Annotated in this window: 17 protein-coding genes; 11 read left to right on the top strand and 6 right to left on the bottom strand. The window is 71.0% G+C overall.

The window, feature by feature from the left end; all coding sequences use genetic code 11:
• Positions 1–129: 129 nt before the first annotated feature.
• The 7 genes from BV907_RS09370 to ku all read left to right on the top strand — a co-directional run bounded on the left by BV907_RS09370 (position 130) and on the right by ku (position 8,150).
• A complete protein-coding gene (locus BV907_RS09370) occupies positions 130–1,161 on the top strand; it encodes a LacI family DNA-binding transcriptional regulator (protein WP_077489468.1) in 1,032 nt (343 codons plus the stop codon).
• Positions 1,162–1,312: 151 nt separating this feature from the next.
• Positions 1,313–2,608: a sugar ABC transporter substrate-binding protein gene (locus tag BV907_RS09365; RefSeq protein ID WP_077489467.1), complete on the top strand. Its 1,296-nt coding sequence runs from the start codon at positions 1,313–1,315 to the stop codon at positions 2,606–2,608.
• A 5-nt stretch (positions 2,609–2,613) separates the two neighbouring features.
• Positions 2,614–3,621 (top strand): carbohydrate ABC transporter permease, encoded by a 1,008-nt coding sequence (locus BV907_RS09360; protein WP_245827882.1) that lies wholly within the window; start codon positions 2,614–2,616, stop codon positions 3,619–3,621.
• 106 nt (positions 3,622–3,727) lie between these two features.
• Complete coding sequence (locus tag BV907_RS09355; RefSeq protein WP_245827886.1) at positions 3,728–4,519, top strand: carbohydrate ABC transporter permease; 792 nt, start codon at positions 3,728–3,730, stop codon at positions 4,517–4,519.
• A 2-nt stretch (positions 4,520–4,521) separates the two neighbouring features.
• Entirely contained in the window at positions 4,522–5,460 is a 939-nt protein-coding gene (locus BV907_RS09350) for a PfkB family carbohydrate kinase (RefSeq protein ID WP_245827881.1), read from the top strand.
• Positions 5,461–5,515: 55 nt separating this feature from the next.
• Positions 5,516–7,033 (top strand): glycoside hydrolase family 32 protein, encoded by a 1,518-nt coding sequence (locus BV907_RS09345; RefSeq protein WP_077489463.1) that lies wholly within the window; start codon positions 5,516–5,518, stop codon positions 7,031–7,033.
• Between the two features lie 121 nt (positions 7,034–7,154).
• Entirely contained in the window at positions 7,155–8,150 is a 996-nt protein-coding gene (gene ku, locus BV907_RS09340; protein WP_077489462.1) for a non-homologous end joining protein Ku, read from the top strand.
• Here ku and BV907_RS09335 read toward each other — a convergent pair.
• The 5 genes from BV907_RS09335 to BV907_RS09315 form a co-directional block, all read right to left on the bottom strand.
• Positions 8,147–9,013 (bottom strand): Rieske (2Fe-2S) protein, encoded by an 867-nt coding sequence (locus BV907_RS09335; protein WP_077489461.1) that lies wholly within the window; start codon positions 9,011–9,013, stop codon positions 8,147–8,149. The genes ku and BV907_RS09335 overlap by 4 nt on opposite strands.
• Before the next feature lie 62 nt (positions 9,014–9,075).
• Complete coding sequence (locus BV907_RS09330; RefSeq protein ID WP_077489460.1) at positions 9,076–9,459, bottom strand: hypothetical protein; 384 nt, start codon at positions 9,457–9,459, stop codon at positions 9,076–9,078.
• Positions 9,456–11,054 carry a radical SAM protein gene (locus BV907_RS09325; protein WP_077489459.1) on the bottom strand — a complete coding sequence of 533 codons (1,599 nt, stop codon included), beginning with the start codon at positions 11,052–11,054 and terminating at the stop codon, positions 9,456–9,458. The genes BV907_RS09330 and BV907_RS09325 overlap by 4 nt, the downstream gene beginning before the upstream one ends.
• Positions 11,051–11,440 (bottom strand): hypothetical protein, encoded by a 390-nt coding sequence (locus BV907_RS09320; protein WP_077489458.1) that lies wholly within the window; start codon positions 11,438–11,440, stop codon positions 11,051–11,053. Before BV907_RS09320 ends, BV907_RS09325 begins: the two co-directional genes overlap by 4 nt.
• On the bottom strand, positions 11,437–12,192 hold the full coding sequence (locus tag BV907_RS09315) for a prolipoprotein diacylglyceryl transferase (RefSeq protein WP_077489457.1): 756 nt from the start codon (positions 12,190–12,192) through the stop codon (positions 11,437–11,439). Before BV907_RS09315 ends, BV907_RS09320 begins: the two co-directional genes overlap by 4 nt.
• Before the next feature lie 196 nt (positions 12,193–12,388).
• Between BV907_RS09315 and BV907_RS09310 the strand changes: the two genes are divergently transcribed.
• The 3 genes from BV907_RS09310 to BV907_RS09300 all read left to right on the top strand — a co-directional run bounded on the left by BV907_RS09310 (position 12,389) and on the right by BV907_RS09300 (position 14,140).
• A complete protein-coding gene (locus BV907_RS09310; protein ID WP_077489516.1) occupies positions 12,389–13,033 on the top strand; it encodes a GntR family transcriptional regulator in 645 nt (214 codons plus the stop codon).
• 394 nt (positions 13,034–13,427) lie between these two features.
• On the top strand, positions 13,428–13,871 hold the full coding sequence (locus BV907_RS09305) for an ester cyclase (RefSeq protein WP_175637424.1): 444 nt from the start codon (positions 13,428–13,430) through the stop codon (positions 13,869–13,871).
• A 98-nt stretch (positions 13,872–13,969) separates the two neighbouring features.
• A complete protein-coding gene (locus BV907_RS09300; protein ID WP_077489455.1) occupies positions 13,970–14,140 on the top strand; it encodes an FCD domain-containing protein in 171 nt (56 codons plus the stop codon).
• A 157-nt stretch (positions 14,141–14,297) separates the two neighbouring features.
• On the opposite strand, the gene BV907_RS09295 is transcribed toward BV907_RS09300, so the two are convergent.
• Positions 14,298–14,771 carry an RrF2 family transcriptional regulator gene (locus BV907_RS09295; protein WP_077489454.1) on the bottom strand — a complete coding sequence of 158 codons (474 nt, stop codon included), beginning with the start codon at positions 14,769–14,771 and terminating at the stop codon, positions 14,298–14,300.
• Positions 14,772–14,892: 121 nt separating this feature from the next.
• On the opposite strand from BV907_RS09295, the gene BV907_RS09290 reads away from it, so the two are divergent.
• A complete protein-coding gene (locus tag BV907_RS09290; RefSeq protein ID WP_077489453.1) occupies positions 14,893–15,621 on the top strand; it encodes an SDR family oxidoreductase in 729 nt (242 codons plus the stop codon).

The following is a 15,621-nucleotide window of genomic DNA, read 5'->3' as shown; positions in this document are numbered from 1 at the left end:
GCCGCCCATAACGGCGTGTTGCGATGCGGCGTTGAGGGTGGGGGCAAAGGCGTGGGTTGACAATGCAAAACGGTTTGCCCCAGACTGTGATGCAACGCATACAAAACGTTTTGGACGAGGGAGTGCAGGATGGGCAAGGTCGGCATCCGCGACGTGGCGAAAGCCGCCGAGGTGTCTGTCACGACCGTCTCGCACGCCCTGAGCGAAGCCCACCAGGCCCGGGTCAGCCCGGAGACGCGTGAGCACGTCCGGAAGGTCGCCGCGAGCCTCGGCTACTCGCCGAACCGGCTCGCGAGCGGCCTGCGCAACCAGCGCTCCTACCTGCTCGGCCTCGTCAGCGACGAGATCGCCAGCAGCCCCTTCGCCGGCGAGATGATCCTCGGGGCGCAGGATGCGGCGTACGAGCGGGGCTGGCTCGTCATGCTCGTGGACAGCGGCCGGAACTGGGCGCTCGAGGAGAAGCAGGTGCGGACCCTCCTGCAGCATCAGGTGGACGGCCTCGTCCTCGCCCGCATGTACCACCAGCGTGCGGAGATCCCGGCTGGCATCAACGTCCCGGTCGTCCTGCTGGATGCCTTCGATGCTGAGGGGGCGTTCCCCTCGGTCGTCCCGGACGAGGCGGCTGCCGCCCGCACGGCGATGAAGGAACTCATCGAGGCCGGCCACCGGCGCATCGGCTTCATCAACAACAGGGACGAGATTCCCGCCGCCTTCGGCCGGCTCGAGGGCTACCGCTCGAGCCTCGCCGAGGCGGGGATCGAGTACGACGGCGCGCTGGTCACGAGGCAGCGGCCAGCCGTCAGCGGGGGCCGGGCCGGGGCGGAGGAGCTCCTGGCCCTGCCCGATCCGCCGACGGCGATCTTCTGTTTCCACGACCAGCAGGCCTTCGGCGTCTATGAGGTCGCCGCCCGCCGTGGCCTCGGCATCCCCGGGGACCTCTCGGTGGTGGGCATCGACAACTTCGAGATTGTGGCCGACGGCTTGTGGCCAGGGCTCACGACCGTGGCGCTCCCGCACTACGACATGGGCCGCTGGGCGGTGAGCCGGCTCCTCGACGAGATCGAGGGGACGGCGGACGACGGCGAGCCCCGCCAGAAGCTCCTCGACTGCCCGCTCGTGCGGCGCGGGTCGGTCGCAAGACCCCGCAGCGCAGGGATGTGACCCCGCAACGCAGGGACGTGACCCCGCAACGGAAGTGACCCCCCACCGGCTCCGGGGGGACGGGTGCGCCTGCGGCAACAGCCGCACCCGTCACCAGGAGCCATCACCCCCACCCCATCCCTCCCAGGACAAGACAGAAGGAACAACGCGCATGAAGACAGCGGTCAAGCGGCTCCTCGCAGCCAGTGTAGTGGCGACGGCCCTCGGCGGAAGCCTCGTCGCGTGCGGCTCCGGCTCGGGCGGCTCAGGCGACGGCGCCAACGGCGAGCTCACCCTCTGGACGCACAACGCGGGCAACAAGGAAGAGCTCGCGGCGATCCAGTCGCTGGTCGACGAGTACAACGCGAAGCCGGACAAGAAGGCCACGGTCAAGGTCCAGGCCTTCCCGCAGGACTCCTACAACGACTCCGTCGTCGCGGCGGCCTCGGCCAAGAAGCTCCCGTGCATCGTCGACATCGACGGCCCGAACGTCCCCAACTGGGCGTGGTCGAAGTACCTCGCCCCGCTCGAGCTCAGCGCCGACCTCTCGAAGAACCTCCCCTCGACGCTCGGCGAGTGGAACGGGAAGACCTACTCGGTGGGCCACTACGACGTCGCCCTCGCGCTCCTGGCCCGCAGGTCCGACCTCACGGCCGCCGGCGTCCGCATCCCGACCATCGACTCGCCATGGACGAAGGACGAGCTCGACGCGGCGCTCGAGAAGCTCAAGGGCCTCGGCACGTGGGAGCACCCGCTGGACCTCGGCACGGGCGGCACCGGCGAATGGCTCCCGTACGCCTACTCGCCGTTCCTCCAGTCCGCGGGCGGCGACCTCGTGAACCGCGACGGCTACCAGAGCGCCGACGGCACGCTCAACGGCGACGCCGCTGTCGAGTGGGCCGAGTGGTTCCACGGCCTCGTCGAGAAGGGCTACGCCGCCCAGAAGAGCGGCAAGGACACGACGGCGGACTTCATCGCGGGCAAGAGCGCGATCCTGTACACCGGCTCGTGGGCTGCGGACAAGGCCCGCGCGGCGCTCGGCGACGACCTCGTCGTCCTGCCCTCGGTGGACCTCGGCGAGGGCCCGAAGATCGGCGGCGGCTCGTGGCAGTGGGGTGTCACAAGCGGATGCAAGAGCGCCGAGGCCGCGATGGACTACCTCTCCTTCACGCTGGCCCCGGAGAACGTCGCGAAGATCGCCCAGGCCACCGGCACGATCCCGGCCACGGAGGAGGCCGCGGCGCTCATCCCGGCCTACGCCCCCGGCGGCGCGAACAGCATCTTCCGCGAGTTCTCGCAAGAGTTCGCCGTGCTGCGCCCCGAGACCCCGGCGTACCCGTTCATCGCGACCGAGTTCGGCAAGGCGACGCAGGACATCCTCTCCGGCGCCGACCCGAAGTCCACCCTGGACAAGGCCGTGAAGGACATCGACGCCAACATCAAGTCCAACGGCGGCTACAAGGGCTGAGCACCATGACCACCCACTCTGTCACCGACCGCGCGAGTGACCGCGCCCCCCACGCCCCGCGCGTGGGCGGGCGCGCCGCCCGCCCGGGTCCCCTGCCCGGTCCCCGCACTCGCCCCCGTTCCGGAACCATGGCCGGCGCCGTCGCCCGCCGCGAGGAGCGCCTCGGCTGGGCCATGATCGCCCCCGCCGCGCTCCTGCTCGTGCTGTTCATCGTGGTCCCGGCGCTGCTCGCGTTCGGCCTCGCGTTCACGAACGCCCGGCTCATCTCCCCGTACCCGCCCGAATTCGTGGGCCTGGACAACTTCGTCCGGCTCGCCGAGGACGCCACGTTCTGGCGCTCGCTCGCGAACGTCGCGTACTTCGCGGTCGTCGTCGTGCCGCTCCAGTCGGCGCTCGCGCTCGGCATGGCGCTGCTCGTCAACGTCCGGGTCCGGGGCGTGAACTTCTTCCGCACCGTGTACTTCCTGCCCGTCGTGACCTCGATGGTCGTGGTCTCGCTCCTGTGGCTGTTCATGTACCGGCAGGAGGGCCTGCTCAACGAGGTCATCCGCGCGGTCACGTTCGGCCTCGTCGAGGGGCCGGACTGGCTCAACGACCCGGCCACGGCCATGCCCGCCGTCATCCTCATGTCCGTGTGGCAGGCCGCCGGCTTCCACATGATCATCTGGCTCTCGGGCCTGCAGACCATCCCGGGCGACCTCTACGAGGCCGCGGCGCTCGACGGCGTGAGCACGTGGCAGCGCTTCCGGCACATCACGTGGCCGGGGCTGCGGGCCACGCGGAACCTCATCCTCGTCACGATCACGATCCAGGCCCTGAGCCTGTTCACCCAGATCGACGTCATGACCCAGGGCGGCCCGCTCGACTCGACGACGACGATCGTCCACCAAGCCGTCCAGACCGGGTTCCGCCAGCAGGAGACCTCGTACGCCTCGGCGATCTCCCTGGTCTTCTTCGTCCTCGTCCTCATCGTCTCGAGCGCCCAGCGCTACCTCACGCGGGAGAAGTCCTGACATGACTGTCCTCAAGCCTCAGGGCGTGCTCCGCCCGGGAACCGGCCCGGTCGCGTGGCTCGCGCGGATCGCCCTCGCCGCGGTCTTCGCGTTCCCGCTCCTGTTCATGGTCGTCTCCTCGCTCAAGCCGGACCAGCAGATCTTCGGCGACCTGGGCTCGCCGGCGGCGTTCCTTCCGGTCGGGCACCTCTCGCTCGACAACTACGCCGCCGTGTTCGACCGCGTCCCCGCGGCCCGGTTCCTGCTCAACTCGGTGGGCGTCTCGGCCGTGACGGTGGCGCTCGGCGTCGTCGTCAACTCGATGGCCGCCTTCGCGCTCTCCCGCATGCGGGTCCGCGGCAAGGGCATCATCCTGACGCTCGTCATCGCGACGCTCATCGTCCCGTTCGAGACGCTGGCCCTGCCGCTCGTGTGGTGGGTCAACCAGCTCCCGTGGCTCACCGCCAACGGGTTCAGCCTCGAGCTGACCACCGGCTGGCTCGACACCTACCAGGTGCAGGTCCTGCCGTTCGTCGCGAACGCGTTCTCGATCTACCTCTTCCACCAGTACTTCGACTCCATCCCGAAGGAGCTCGACGAGGCCGCCCGCATGGACGGCGCCGGCTGGTTCACGATCTACCGCCGCGTTGTCATGCCGCTCTCCGGCCCGGCCGTCGCGACGGTCGCGATCCTGACGTTCCTGCCCGCATGGAACTCGTACCTGTGGCCGCTCATGGTGGTCCAGAGCGAGGAGCTGCGCCCCGTCATGCTCGGCGTGCAGTACTTCTTCCAGCTCAACGTCTCGTGGGGCGAGGTCATGGCGTACACGTCCCTCATTACGCTCCCGGTCGTGGCCCTGTTCATCGCGTTCCAGCGCGCGTTCGTGAACAGCATTGCGGCGAGCGGGGTCAAGGGGTGAGCGTGCTGGTCGTGGGGGAGAGCCTCACCGACATCATCCGCACCGCGGCGGGCACGCGCGAGCACCCGGGCGGCTCGCCCGCGAACGTGGCCCTCGGCCTCGCCCGGCTCGGCACGCCGACGGCGTTCCTCACGGCCCTCGGCCGGGACGCGCGCGGCGAGGCGATCGCAGCGCGGCTCGCCGCCTCGGGCGTGGACGTGCTGCCGGAGTCGTTCTGCCTGCCGGTCACCTCGAGCGCGGCGGCCCACATCGCGGACGACGGCGCGGCCTCCTATGAATTCGACCTCGCCTGGGAGCTCCCCGGCTCCGTGGCGCTGCCGCCGGCGCGGCACGTGCACGTGCAGCACGTGCATGTCGGCTCGGTCGCCGCGTTCCTCGAGCCGGGAGCCGCGCGCGTCGAGGAGATCGTGCGCGCGGCCCGGCACGGGCGCGGCGCGACGGTGAGCCTCGACCCCAACATCCGCCCCGCCCTCGTCGGCCCGCACGCCGACGCCCTGGCGAGGTTCGAGCGCCTCGCCGGCCTGGCCGACGTCGTCAAGCTCAGCGACGAGGACGCGGCGTACCTCTATCCGTGCCTCGCCCCGCGCGCCGCGGCACGGCGGATCGCGGAACTGGGCCCGACCGTCGTCGCCGTCACCCTGGGCGCGAGCGGCTCCTTCCTGCTCTCGGGCGGGCACGAGGCCGAGGTCGCGCCCGTGGCCGTCGAGGTCCGCGACACGGTCGGGGCGGGGGACAGCTACATGTCCGCCCTCGTGCACGCGCTCCTGGCCGCCGGGGGAGACCGGCTCGCCCCGATCAGCGCCCGCGCGCTCGCGGCCGCCGGGTCGTTCGCAGCCCGGGCCGCCGCCGTGACCGTCTCCCGCGCGGGCGCCGAGCCGCCGCTGGCCTCCGACGTGCCGGGCGAGGTGCCCGCCGTCGGCCTCACGCCCGCAGCACCGTAGAAGCCCGCCGCGCGCCCCAGAACTCGCGCGCACCCCCTGAACCACGAAAGAAGCGATGACCACCACCGCACCTGTCCCGACCCGCGACGACTACCGGCCGCGCGTCCACTACACGCCCGCGCGGAACTGGATGAACGATCCCAACGGGCTCGTCTTCCACCGCGGCGTGTACCACCTCTTCTACCAGCACAACCCCTCTGGCCCGGACTGGGGCAACATGTCCTGGGGCCACGCGACGTCGACCGACCTGCACACCTGGACCGAGCAGCCGGTCGCGATCCCGTGCACCGGGACCGAGGCGATCTTCTCGGGCAGCGTCGTGGCGGACCCCCTCAATACGGCCGGCTTTGCCAGCAGGGAGCGCGACGGCGCGCCCGATGCAGGCGGCGAGGCGACCGTGCCGCTCGTCGCCGTGTACACGAGCGCGTACGCGGAGGGCTCCGAGCGCCCCGGCATCCAGGCCCAGTCGCTCGCCTACAGCCTCGACGACGGCGCGACCTGGACCAAGCACGAGGGCAATCCCGTGCTGGACCGCGGCTCGGCGAACTTCCGCGACCCCAAGGTGTTCCGGTACGCGGGCCCCGCGGGCGCGTACTGGGTCATGGTCGCCGTCGAGGCCGCGGAGCGGCGCGTGCTGCTCTACGCCTCGGCGGACCTGAAGGCATGGCGCCTCCTGAGCGAGGTCGCGGCGGCCGATGTGGCCGGCGGGGTCGCCGACCCCGGCGAGGGCCTGTGGGAGTGCCCGGACCTCATCGAGGTTCCCGTCGAGGGCAAGCAGGGGCGGACCCGCTGGGTGCTCGTGGTGAGCGTGAACCCGCACGGCGCGGCCGGGGGATCCGGCATGAAGTACTGCGTCGGCGACTTCGACGGCAAGCGGTTCCGCCCCGACGCAGACGGCTTCCGCTGGCTCGACTGGGGCCGCGACTACTACGCCGCCGTCTCCTTCAGCGGGGTCACGGGCCGGGCGCTCATGCTCGGCTGGATGAGCAACTGGGACTACGCGGACGCGACGCCCACGGGGGCGTGGCGCAGTGCCATGTCCGTTCCGCGCGAGGTGACCCTGCGCGCCGTCGGCGGCGGCCACGCCCTCGTCCAGGCGCCGGTCCTGCCGCCGGGGGGCGGTCTGGCGTCCGTGCCTGCGGGCTCCGTCGTTCACGTGCCGGCCGGACGGACGCGGCTCGCGTCCGTGCCGCGCGGGGAGGCGTTCCGGGTGCGGCTCGCGCTGCCCGCCGGCGCTCCGGCCTGCACGCTGCGGCTGGGCACCGGCGAGGACGAGGCGGCCCTGCTGCGGATCGACCCGGCCGCGGGCACGCTCACGCTCGACCGGACCGCCTCGGGCATGACGGACTTCCACGGGCTCTTCGCCTCCGCCGAGACGGCTCCGCTGCCGGGCTCTGACGGCGGCGTTCGGCTCGATGTGGTCGTCGACGCGTGCTCGGTCGAGGTCTTCGCGCAGGACGGGCTCGTGGCCGTGACGGACCTCGTGTTCCCGCGGGGGGCCGAGACCGCGCTCGAGCTCGAGACGGATGCCCCGGTTGTGCCCGCCGAGCTCGAGGTCGCGCTGCTCGGCTGAGCGCCGGCTCGCAACCCCGCATCGCAACACGCTGTTATGGGCCGCCCATAACAGCGTGTTGCGATGCGGCGTTGAGGGTGCACGCCTGTTCAAGCCCCGGGATCTGCGGTTCACTGGGCACATGCGGTCGATCTGGAAGGGCGCCATCAGCTTCGGTCTGGTCAGCGTGCCCGTGAAGGTGTACAGCGCCACCGAGGACCACGACCTCAGGCTCCACCAGGTCCACGACAAAGACCGAGGGCGCATCCGCTACCAGCGCAGGTGTGAGGTCTGCGGCGAGGTCGTCGAGTACTCGGACATCGACAAGGCGTACGAGGAGGGCGGCCGCACGGTCGTCCTGACGGACGAGGACCTCGAGTCCCTTCCCGTGGAGCGCAGCCGCGAGATCGAGGTTGTCGAGTTCGTCCCGGACGACCAGATCGACCCGATGTTCTTCGAGAAGAGCTATTACCTCGAGCCGGAGAAGGTCGGGGTCAAGCCGTACCACCTGCTCAAGGAGACCCTCGAGAAGACCGAGCTGACCGCCGTCGTGAAGTTCGCCCTGCGGCAGAAGACCCGCCTCGGGGCGCTGCGCGTGCGCGGGGACGTCATGGTGCTCCAGTCCCTCCTGTGGCCCGACGAGGTGCGCGAGGCCGCGTTCCCGATCCTCGAGGACACGGACGTGAAGGTCTCCGACAAGGAGCTCAAGATGTCCTCCTCGCTCGTTGAGAGCCTGTCCGCGGACTTCGACCCGGACCAGTTCGCCGACGAGTACCAGGAGCAGCTGCGCCAGCTCGTCGAGGCGAAGCTCGAGAAGGGCGATGCCGTGGACACCGAGGAGACCTTCGGCGCCCCGCCCGAGGAGCGCAAGGGCGCCGAGGTCCTGGACCTCATGGAGGCGCTGCGGCGCAGCGTCGAGAGCCGGCGCAAGGCCGCCGGCGGCTCGGCCGCGGAGGAGCCGGACGAGGAGGAGCCGGCGCCCGCCAAGGCCACCCGCTCGAGGCGCGCCTCGGCGAAGAAGGACGACGGCGGGGAGCCGGCCAAGGCAGAGAAGGCCGTGAAGGCCGAGAAGGACGAGAAGGACGAGAAGGAGGAGAAGGCGCCGGCCAAACGGCGCACGACCCGCAAGACCGGCTAGATGATCGGCGCCTTCCGCCGGCGGGCCCGGACCAGGACGCGGCCGTCGCGGACGCGCACCTCGTAGCTGGGCTGGGGGACGCTCGCCGGCCCGTGGACCACGCTGCCGTCGGCGAGGCGGAAGGTGCTCCCGTGCAGGGGGCAGGTCACGCACCCGCCGCTGACGGTCCCCTCGTTGAGGGGGCCGCCCGCGTGCGTGCAGACGTTGTCGAGCGCGACGAGCCGACCGTCGTCGTGCACGAGGAGCAGGGGGACGCCCCCGGCCTCGACCAGGGTCGGCGTGCCCTCGGCCACGTCGTCCGCGGCCCCGACGTCCTGCCACGTGACGGGACCCTCATGCCACGCGGCCCGGCTGACGCGCACGCCCTTCGAGAAGGCGAGATGGCCGCCGAGGTAGCCGCTCGTGAGCAGGATCCCGAGGCCGGCGAAGGCCAGGCCCCGGCCTGCGGTGCGGGCCCCGGCCTTCCGTGCGGCCAGGGACGCGCCGTAGAGGCCCAGCGCCGTGACGTTGAGGGCCGCATGCACAATGCCGACGCGGCTCTCCGCTTCGTTCGTCTCCGTCCAATCGTTGAAGCCGGCCGCCGCGGTCGGGACGGCCGCGACGAGCCCGGCCGCCACGAGGACGTCCGCCCCGCGCTCCGTCGGTTCGCCCATCAGGTCCAGGACCGCGGCCATGCTCCAGGCCCCGATCGGCAGGTCGGTGAGGACGGGATGGAGGGGGTGCCCGAGTCCCGTGCCGCTGAGCAGATCCCGGACCAGACGGGGCTTCACGGCGGCCCGAGTCACGGCCCGCACCGGTTCGGCCACCGCGTCGAGGGCATGCCAGCGCTCGAGCTGGGTGAGGGCGTCGTCCAACAGCTTCATCGCATTCTCCTTGGCCGGGGTCCTGACGAACCGACTCTTACCCGTTGGGATGCTGCTGACGCTCAGCCACCCCAGATCCGCGCCACGAGCGCCCACACGCCCCACAGCCCGGCGACGGTGAGTGCCGCAAGGTACGTGAGCACGAGCCGCGTGTCCCGCAGCACGCACTTCGAGCGCGTGAGGCCGGCACGCCGCGCCCGCAGGTACCCCGCGAACCCGACGGCCGCGAACACGACGAGCGCCGCCGGCCCCGCGAGCCAGCCCAGGAGCGCGATCGTCGCGTAGACGCACAGCCGCAGCGGGTCGTACGGCGCGACGCCGGTGCGGGATGAGCGCGACGGCGCGTGGTCGCCGTCGCGCGCCGGCCCGGCCCTGAAGCCCGACGGCTGCGGCCCCGCGGCGAGCCGGCGCGCCGCCTCCGCCCGGTCGTCCGGGGGGCCGCTCATTCGTGCGTCCCGACGGGCGAGAGCGGCAGGAGGCGCTGGCCCGTCGCGGTGCTGAGCCGCTGGTGGGACAGCTCGGGCCAGGCCTGCACGGCGCAGAACGGCGCACACTGGTGGAGGCCGTCGTCGCCCTTCGTCCCGACGTGGACGCAGCACTGCGTGAGCCGCTCCTCGAGCATGGTCGAGATGTCCATGAACGGCTTGACGGTGATGCGCGTGACCCGTTCGGCGAGGAGCCGGCGCAGGCGCTGGTACTGGCCGGGGAGGGCACCCATGGCGAGGGTCGCGAGGGTGCCGATCCCGAGGTCGCACTGGGTGCAGATGTTCTTCCACAGGTCGAGGGTGCGCGGGTGGGACAGGGAGGACTGCTCGCTCAGCAGGTCCAGGAGCGAGGACTTCATGACCTCGCGCAGGCCCAGCGGGATCGCGCTGTCGGCGATGCGGTTCGCGATTCCGTCCGGGTCGAGCTCGAGCCACTGCAGGAGCCGGTCGTGGCCGATGAGCTGCGTGAGGGAGCGCCAGACACCCGCGTCGTCCCTGAGCATGTAGCCCACCGAGGCGCAGTGAGGGTGCGAGCACGGCAGGGCCGTGAGGTCGTGCCACGCGACGACGCCGCCGGTCTGCTCCTCGAGCCGCGCGAGCACGCCCCCGTGGGTGAGCCGGTCCATCGCGTCGATCCCGTGGCCGCGTCCCGAGCCGAACACGGGCTGGAGCGCGACGCCGCCCATGTAGGGCGTCTCGAGGGCGCGGAGCACGACGTCGCCGATCTCGCCGTCGTTCACGCCGAGGGCCGCCGTCATGGTGAGGGTCGTGAAGACGCCGGCGGCGGAGAGGCGCTCGATCGCGGCGTCCTTGACCCGGGTGAGGTCGCCGCCGCGGTGGTGCACGGAGGTTTCCTTCGAGGGCCCGTCGTACTGCAGGTACACCTCGACGCGCTCGCGGTGCCGCTCGAGCAGGGCCAGCAGCCCGTCGTCGTGCGCGAGGAGCACGCCGTTGCTGTTGACCATGATCCGCACGATCGGCCGGGCCACGAGCTCGTCGAGGAGCTCCTCGAGGTGCGGGTACAGGGTCGGCTCGCCGCCCGAGAGCATGAGCACGTCGATGCGGCCGTTCTCGCGGGCCAGCCGCGCATCGACGTTCGCGAGGACCTCCGCGAGCGGCGCGACGCCCTGCAGCTGCGGGCCCGACGCCGTGAAGCACGTGGGGCAGCGCAGGTTGCAGTGCTCGATCACGTCCTCGAGGAGGATGCACGTGTGCTGGGTCTGCATCGCGGGCAGCCCGTACGCGTAGGCCTCGGGGACCTGGCGGTAGTTGTCGGGCCGGTCGGGGACGTGGGCCTTGGTGGGCGCCTGCCAGCGCTCGAGGTACGCGAGGATCTCGGGCGACTCGTCGTAGAGCGTGCGCACGAGCCCGTGGTCGGGGCAGCCGCGCTCGAGCCAGACCCGGCCGTCCCGCACGAGCAGGGCCCCGGACAGGCGGCGCACCTGGGCCAGCGGCGGGTTCTGCTCGTGGCAGAGCGGGCAGAAGGCCGTGACGTAGCGGTGGATCCGGTCGCCGCGCAGCGGCTGGCCCGGGCCGAGCGGCGCGCGGCGGCTCATCGGTTCGCCCCCGAGAATCCGGAGAGGATCGCGAAGCACACGCCCGCTGCGATCAGCATCGACACGCCGATGGCGATGAGCAGGCCGGCTCCGAAGCGCATCGTGGCGGGGAGGGAGGTCAGCACGATCGCTCCTGCGAGGTAGACGAGCGGGAAGCCCCAGCCGAGCACCCCCTGGAGGAGGGGTGACAGGGGGGTGTTGCCATAGCTCAGGAGCGGGCCGACCGCGAGGGTCAGGTAGACGTAGAGGCCGATCGCGACGACGCCGGCCAGGATCCCGAGGAGGAACGAGTTGCCCCAGTGCCGCGGGGCCTGCCAGGGCCCGGGCGGCTGGAACCCGGGCGGCGGCGGGACCCTGGGCGGCGGGGGCTCGGGCGGCTTGCTCATGGGGCGACCTCCTCCTGACGCGCGGGCCGCAGCGCCGCGACGACCGTCCAGACCCGCCACGCGAGCAGCGGGAGCACGATGAGCAGGAACCACTGCGGCCCGCTCAGCCCGAGCCACATCGCCTCGTTGCCGCGCACGAATTCGACGGCGAACCGGAACAGCGCGTACCCGGCGACGTACAGGACGAACAGGTCCCCGGGGCGGGCCAGACGGTCCCGGTAGTGCAGCATGGCAGCGAACGCGAGGGCGTGGAAGGCGATTTCGTAGGCGAAGGATGGATGCAGCCCGACCCCGGCCTGGGCCCCGAACAGCGCCGCCTGCTCGGGGGTGAGGACGAGGCCCCACGCCCCGCCGGTCGGGGTCCCGGGGAGCTCCGTGAGGAGGCATCCGATGCGGCCGATGGCCATCGAGAGGGCCACGGCCGGGGCGAAGAGGTCGCCCGTGGACGGCCGGTACCGCAGGATCAACTTGCCGACGTGCACGCCGAGCCACGCCCCGACGAGCCCGGCGAGGATGCTGCGGTCCCCGGCCTCCCACCACGCAGCGAGCGAGGGCACACGGGCCACGTCCCACGTGAAGAGCCGGGCGCCGATCGCGCCGAACGCGAGGGCGAAGCCGGCGATCGCCCAGAGCCTGTCGTCCGCGAGCCCGCGGCGCCGCTTCTCGAGGGCGAAGAACCCGAGCGCGGCGGCGATGCCCAGCCCGACGAGCAGCCCGTGGACCGCCCCGCTTGCCGCGTAAGGAACCCCCATGCCGGACACCCTACTGGGTCGGAGTCAGGAGCCAGAGAACCAGCCGGCGTGCGGCGGGACATGGCCGACGCGCGGGGGTCCCCCCGCGGGACGAAACACTCCCGTTACGTATGATAGATAGTTGACGGCTGCGGGTTGACAGCCGAAGTTTGATGTTGCCCTGACGAGGAGGTCCGCCGTGAGCGAGACGGCATCGATGGTGGGGCTCGAGAAGAGGAGCCTGCGGGAGCAGGCACTCGCGGCGCTGCGCCGCGCGATCACCTCGGGTGAGCTCGCTCCGGGGCGGCACCTCGTGGAGACCGAGCTCTCGGAGATGCTCGGCATCTCCCGTGGGACGCTGCGCGAAGCACTGCGCCAAATCCAGCAGGAGGGGCTCGCGACCGTAGGCCCCCGGAGGCGGCTCAGCGTGCGGAAACTCGACGCCAAGGAGATCCGGGACATCTTCGCCGTCCGGGCCGCGCTCGAATCCCTCGCTACGCGTACTCTCGTCAACCAGGCGAACCGGGCCAGGCCCGTCGGCGAGCTGCGCGAAGCCCTGGAGGTCATGGAGGCGGCGGCGGAGCGCCCACTCGAGGACCGGGTCGAGGCGGACCTCGGCTTCCATCGGCTCCTGTGCAGGCTCTCGGGCAATGAGACGCTCCTGCATCAGTGGGAGGCGCTCGAGGGTTCCGTCCGGATGTCGATCGTGTTCTCCGGGATCGATCCGACCTCGGGCAATTTGAGTGTCGCCCGGCACCGCGACATCGTTGACGCCATTGAGTCCGGCGACGTCGGCGCCGCCCTGCAGTCAATCATCAGACACCTGGATGGCGTGGCGACGGACCTCACCGGCGAGGACTGACGCCCCCTCAGCGGCACACCCTACTGGAGCCGAACGGCTAGCGGGGATCAAGGGCACGCCCCCACGCCGCATCGCGACACGCTGTTATGAAGCGGTCATCACCGCGTGTCGCGATGCGGCGTTGGCGTGAGCAGCAGGCCGCGTTCGACGGTCTTGACAAACCAGCGGCCGACGCGCGGAATGTTCCTAGACCGCGCGACCCACGGTTGGCGGTTCTTCAGGATGCGTTGGATGGCTGGGGATCCTGTTCGTCCCGGCAGGGCAGATGCCCGTCAGGGACGACGCTCTGCGTTGCCGCATCACGGCGGCGGAGAGAGCTTGTCATCAACTGCGCCATTGCTTGAGGGCCGCAGGCCCGCGCATGGATTCCACACTCAGAGATGAGGAGACTGCAATGACCGTCGAAGATGTCCGCAGGCTTGACGAGGACGGAGTGGCCGCCTGGGACAGCCACGATCCCGACCGCTTCGTAGGCATGTTTGCGGACGGTTTCGAGTTCCGCGAGTCATCGCTTCCGGAGCCGCTCACCACCACCGACCAGGTCCGCGAGTACATGAACTCATGGTTCACCGCATTTCCCGATCTGCACGTCGCCGCGACCGACCGCGTGATCTCCGACGACAGCGTCGCGGGAGAGATCGAGTTCACGGGGACCCACACAGGCCCCCTGACAGCGGGAGGGCAGCAGATTCCCGCCACTGGCAAGTCCGTCCGATCGACCGCAGCCTATTTGTTCCACGTGAAGGACGGCAAGATCAGCTCCTTCAGCGCCCGTCCGGACACTATGGACCTCATGATGCAGCTCGGGATCATGGGTTCCCCTAGCGCCGGCCAGTGAACCCCGCCCTCAGGGAAGCGGGCCCGGCCTCCCCGTGAGGCCGGGTCCGCTTCTCGTCGCACGCCCGCACCCCCAACGCCGCATCGCGACACGCTGTTATGACCGTGTCATACCAGCGGGTCGCGATGCGGCGTTGGGAAGGGGTCAGCAGCGTGGCCCGGCACCGGGACGTCGTCGACGCGATCGAGCCCGGCGACGCCGACGCCGCGCGGCAGGCGATCAACAAGCACAGGGACGGCGCGGCGGCGAACCTGATCAGCGCGGACTGAGCTGGCGGGCGGCCGGGGCCGGGAGGCCGCCGCCGTCGTCCGCTCTTCGGCAGGCCCTGCCCGGCACGGCAGGCCATTCCCGGCATGACAGGCCGTGGCGCCAGCATGTTGTGTCGGCCGCGGCCTGTCATTGGCGAGCGCGGGAGCTGATCGTGGGCTATCTGGGGCTGGTCAGCCACTGGCTGACTCGGGCCAGCGCGGTCGGGCCGGAGGCGGAGGCCACGTCCTGAACCAGATCGGCGATGGAGACAGCGCGCAGCGCCTCTCGCCAGGCCTCCTGTGCCGCGCCCATCGCCCGGGCGATGGGACAGGGTGCGGTGCACGACTCGGCGGGGGTGGCCAGCGGCCCCCGCTGGCGGATTTCGGTGCAGATGAACGCGGGGGCGGGACCGTCGACAGCTTCGACCACATCGAGCACCGTGATCGAGGCGGGTTCCCTGGTCAGGATGTAGCCGCCCGCCTTGCCCTCGACCGAGCGCACGAGTCCGGCCCGGGACAGCGCCTGCAGCTGCTTGGCCAGATAGCTCGCCGAGACGTCATGCAGTTCCGCCAGCCTGGATGCGGGAACGGGCTCCTCGGCCGACGTCAGCACGACGCAGCAATGCAGGGCCCACTCGACCCCGCCGGACATTTTCACGCCACCACTCTAGCCAGCCCCCTTGACTCGGACAACTTTTATCTGCGTATAGTACTCGGACAGAAAGTGTCCGAGTAAGGTTTGTGCGGGCACACCTCTCAGGGAAAGGCATCTCATGAAGTGCGCGATCATCGGGGGAACGGGGCTGATCGGGTCCCAGGTCGTCAGGAATCTCCAAGCTGCCGGGCACGAGGCGGTGCCACACTCGCAGTCCACCGGGGTCGACGTCGTGAGCGGACGGGGGCTGGACGAGGCGGTGGCGGGGGCGGACGTCGTCGTCAACCTGACGAATTCCCCGACCTTCGACGAGGCCTCCCCGGCCTTCTTCCAGAGCTCGATGGACAACCTTCTGGCCGCCGCCCGGAAGGGCGGGGTCGGACACGTGGTGATCCTGTCGATTGTCGGCGTGGATCAGGTGCCGGAGCTGGACTACTACCGGGCCAAAGTGCTCCAGGAGGACATCCTCGCCGCCGGCCGAATCCCCTACTCGATCGTGCGGGCCACGCAGTTCATGGAGTTCATTGACGCGGTACTGTCGTGGACCGCCGACGGCGACACCGTCCGGCTGCCTGCCACGCCGATCCAGCCGATCGCCTCCAGGGACGTGGCTCATGCTGTCGCGGAGGTCGCGGCAGGGGCGCCCCTGAACGGAATCCGCAACGTCGCGGGCCCGGACATCTTCCCTCTCGACGAGCTTGGCAGGATCACCCTGTCCCGCAAGGGCGACGACCGTACCGTGGTGACCGATCCCACGGCCGGCATGTTCGCCGTCGTCAGGGGTGATGTCCTGACCGACAGGCACGCCCTGCTCGCTCCCACGCGCTACACCGACTGGCTGTCCTGA

It is taken from the genome of Sinomonas mesophila (assembly GCF_001999765.1).
Classification (GTDB): domain Bacteria; phylum Actinomycetota; class Actinomycetes; order Actinomycetales; family Micrococcaceae; genus Sinomonas; species Sinomonas mesophila.
This window is presented reverse-complemented; position numbering and strand designations above follow the sequence as displayed.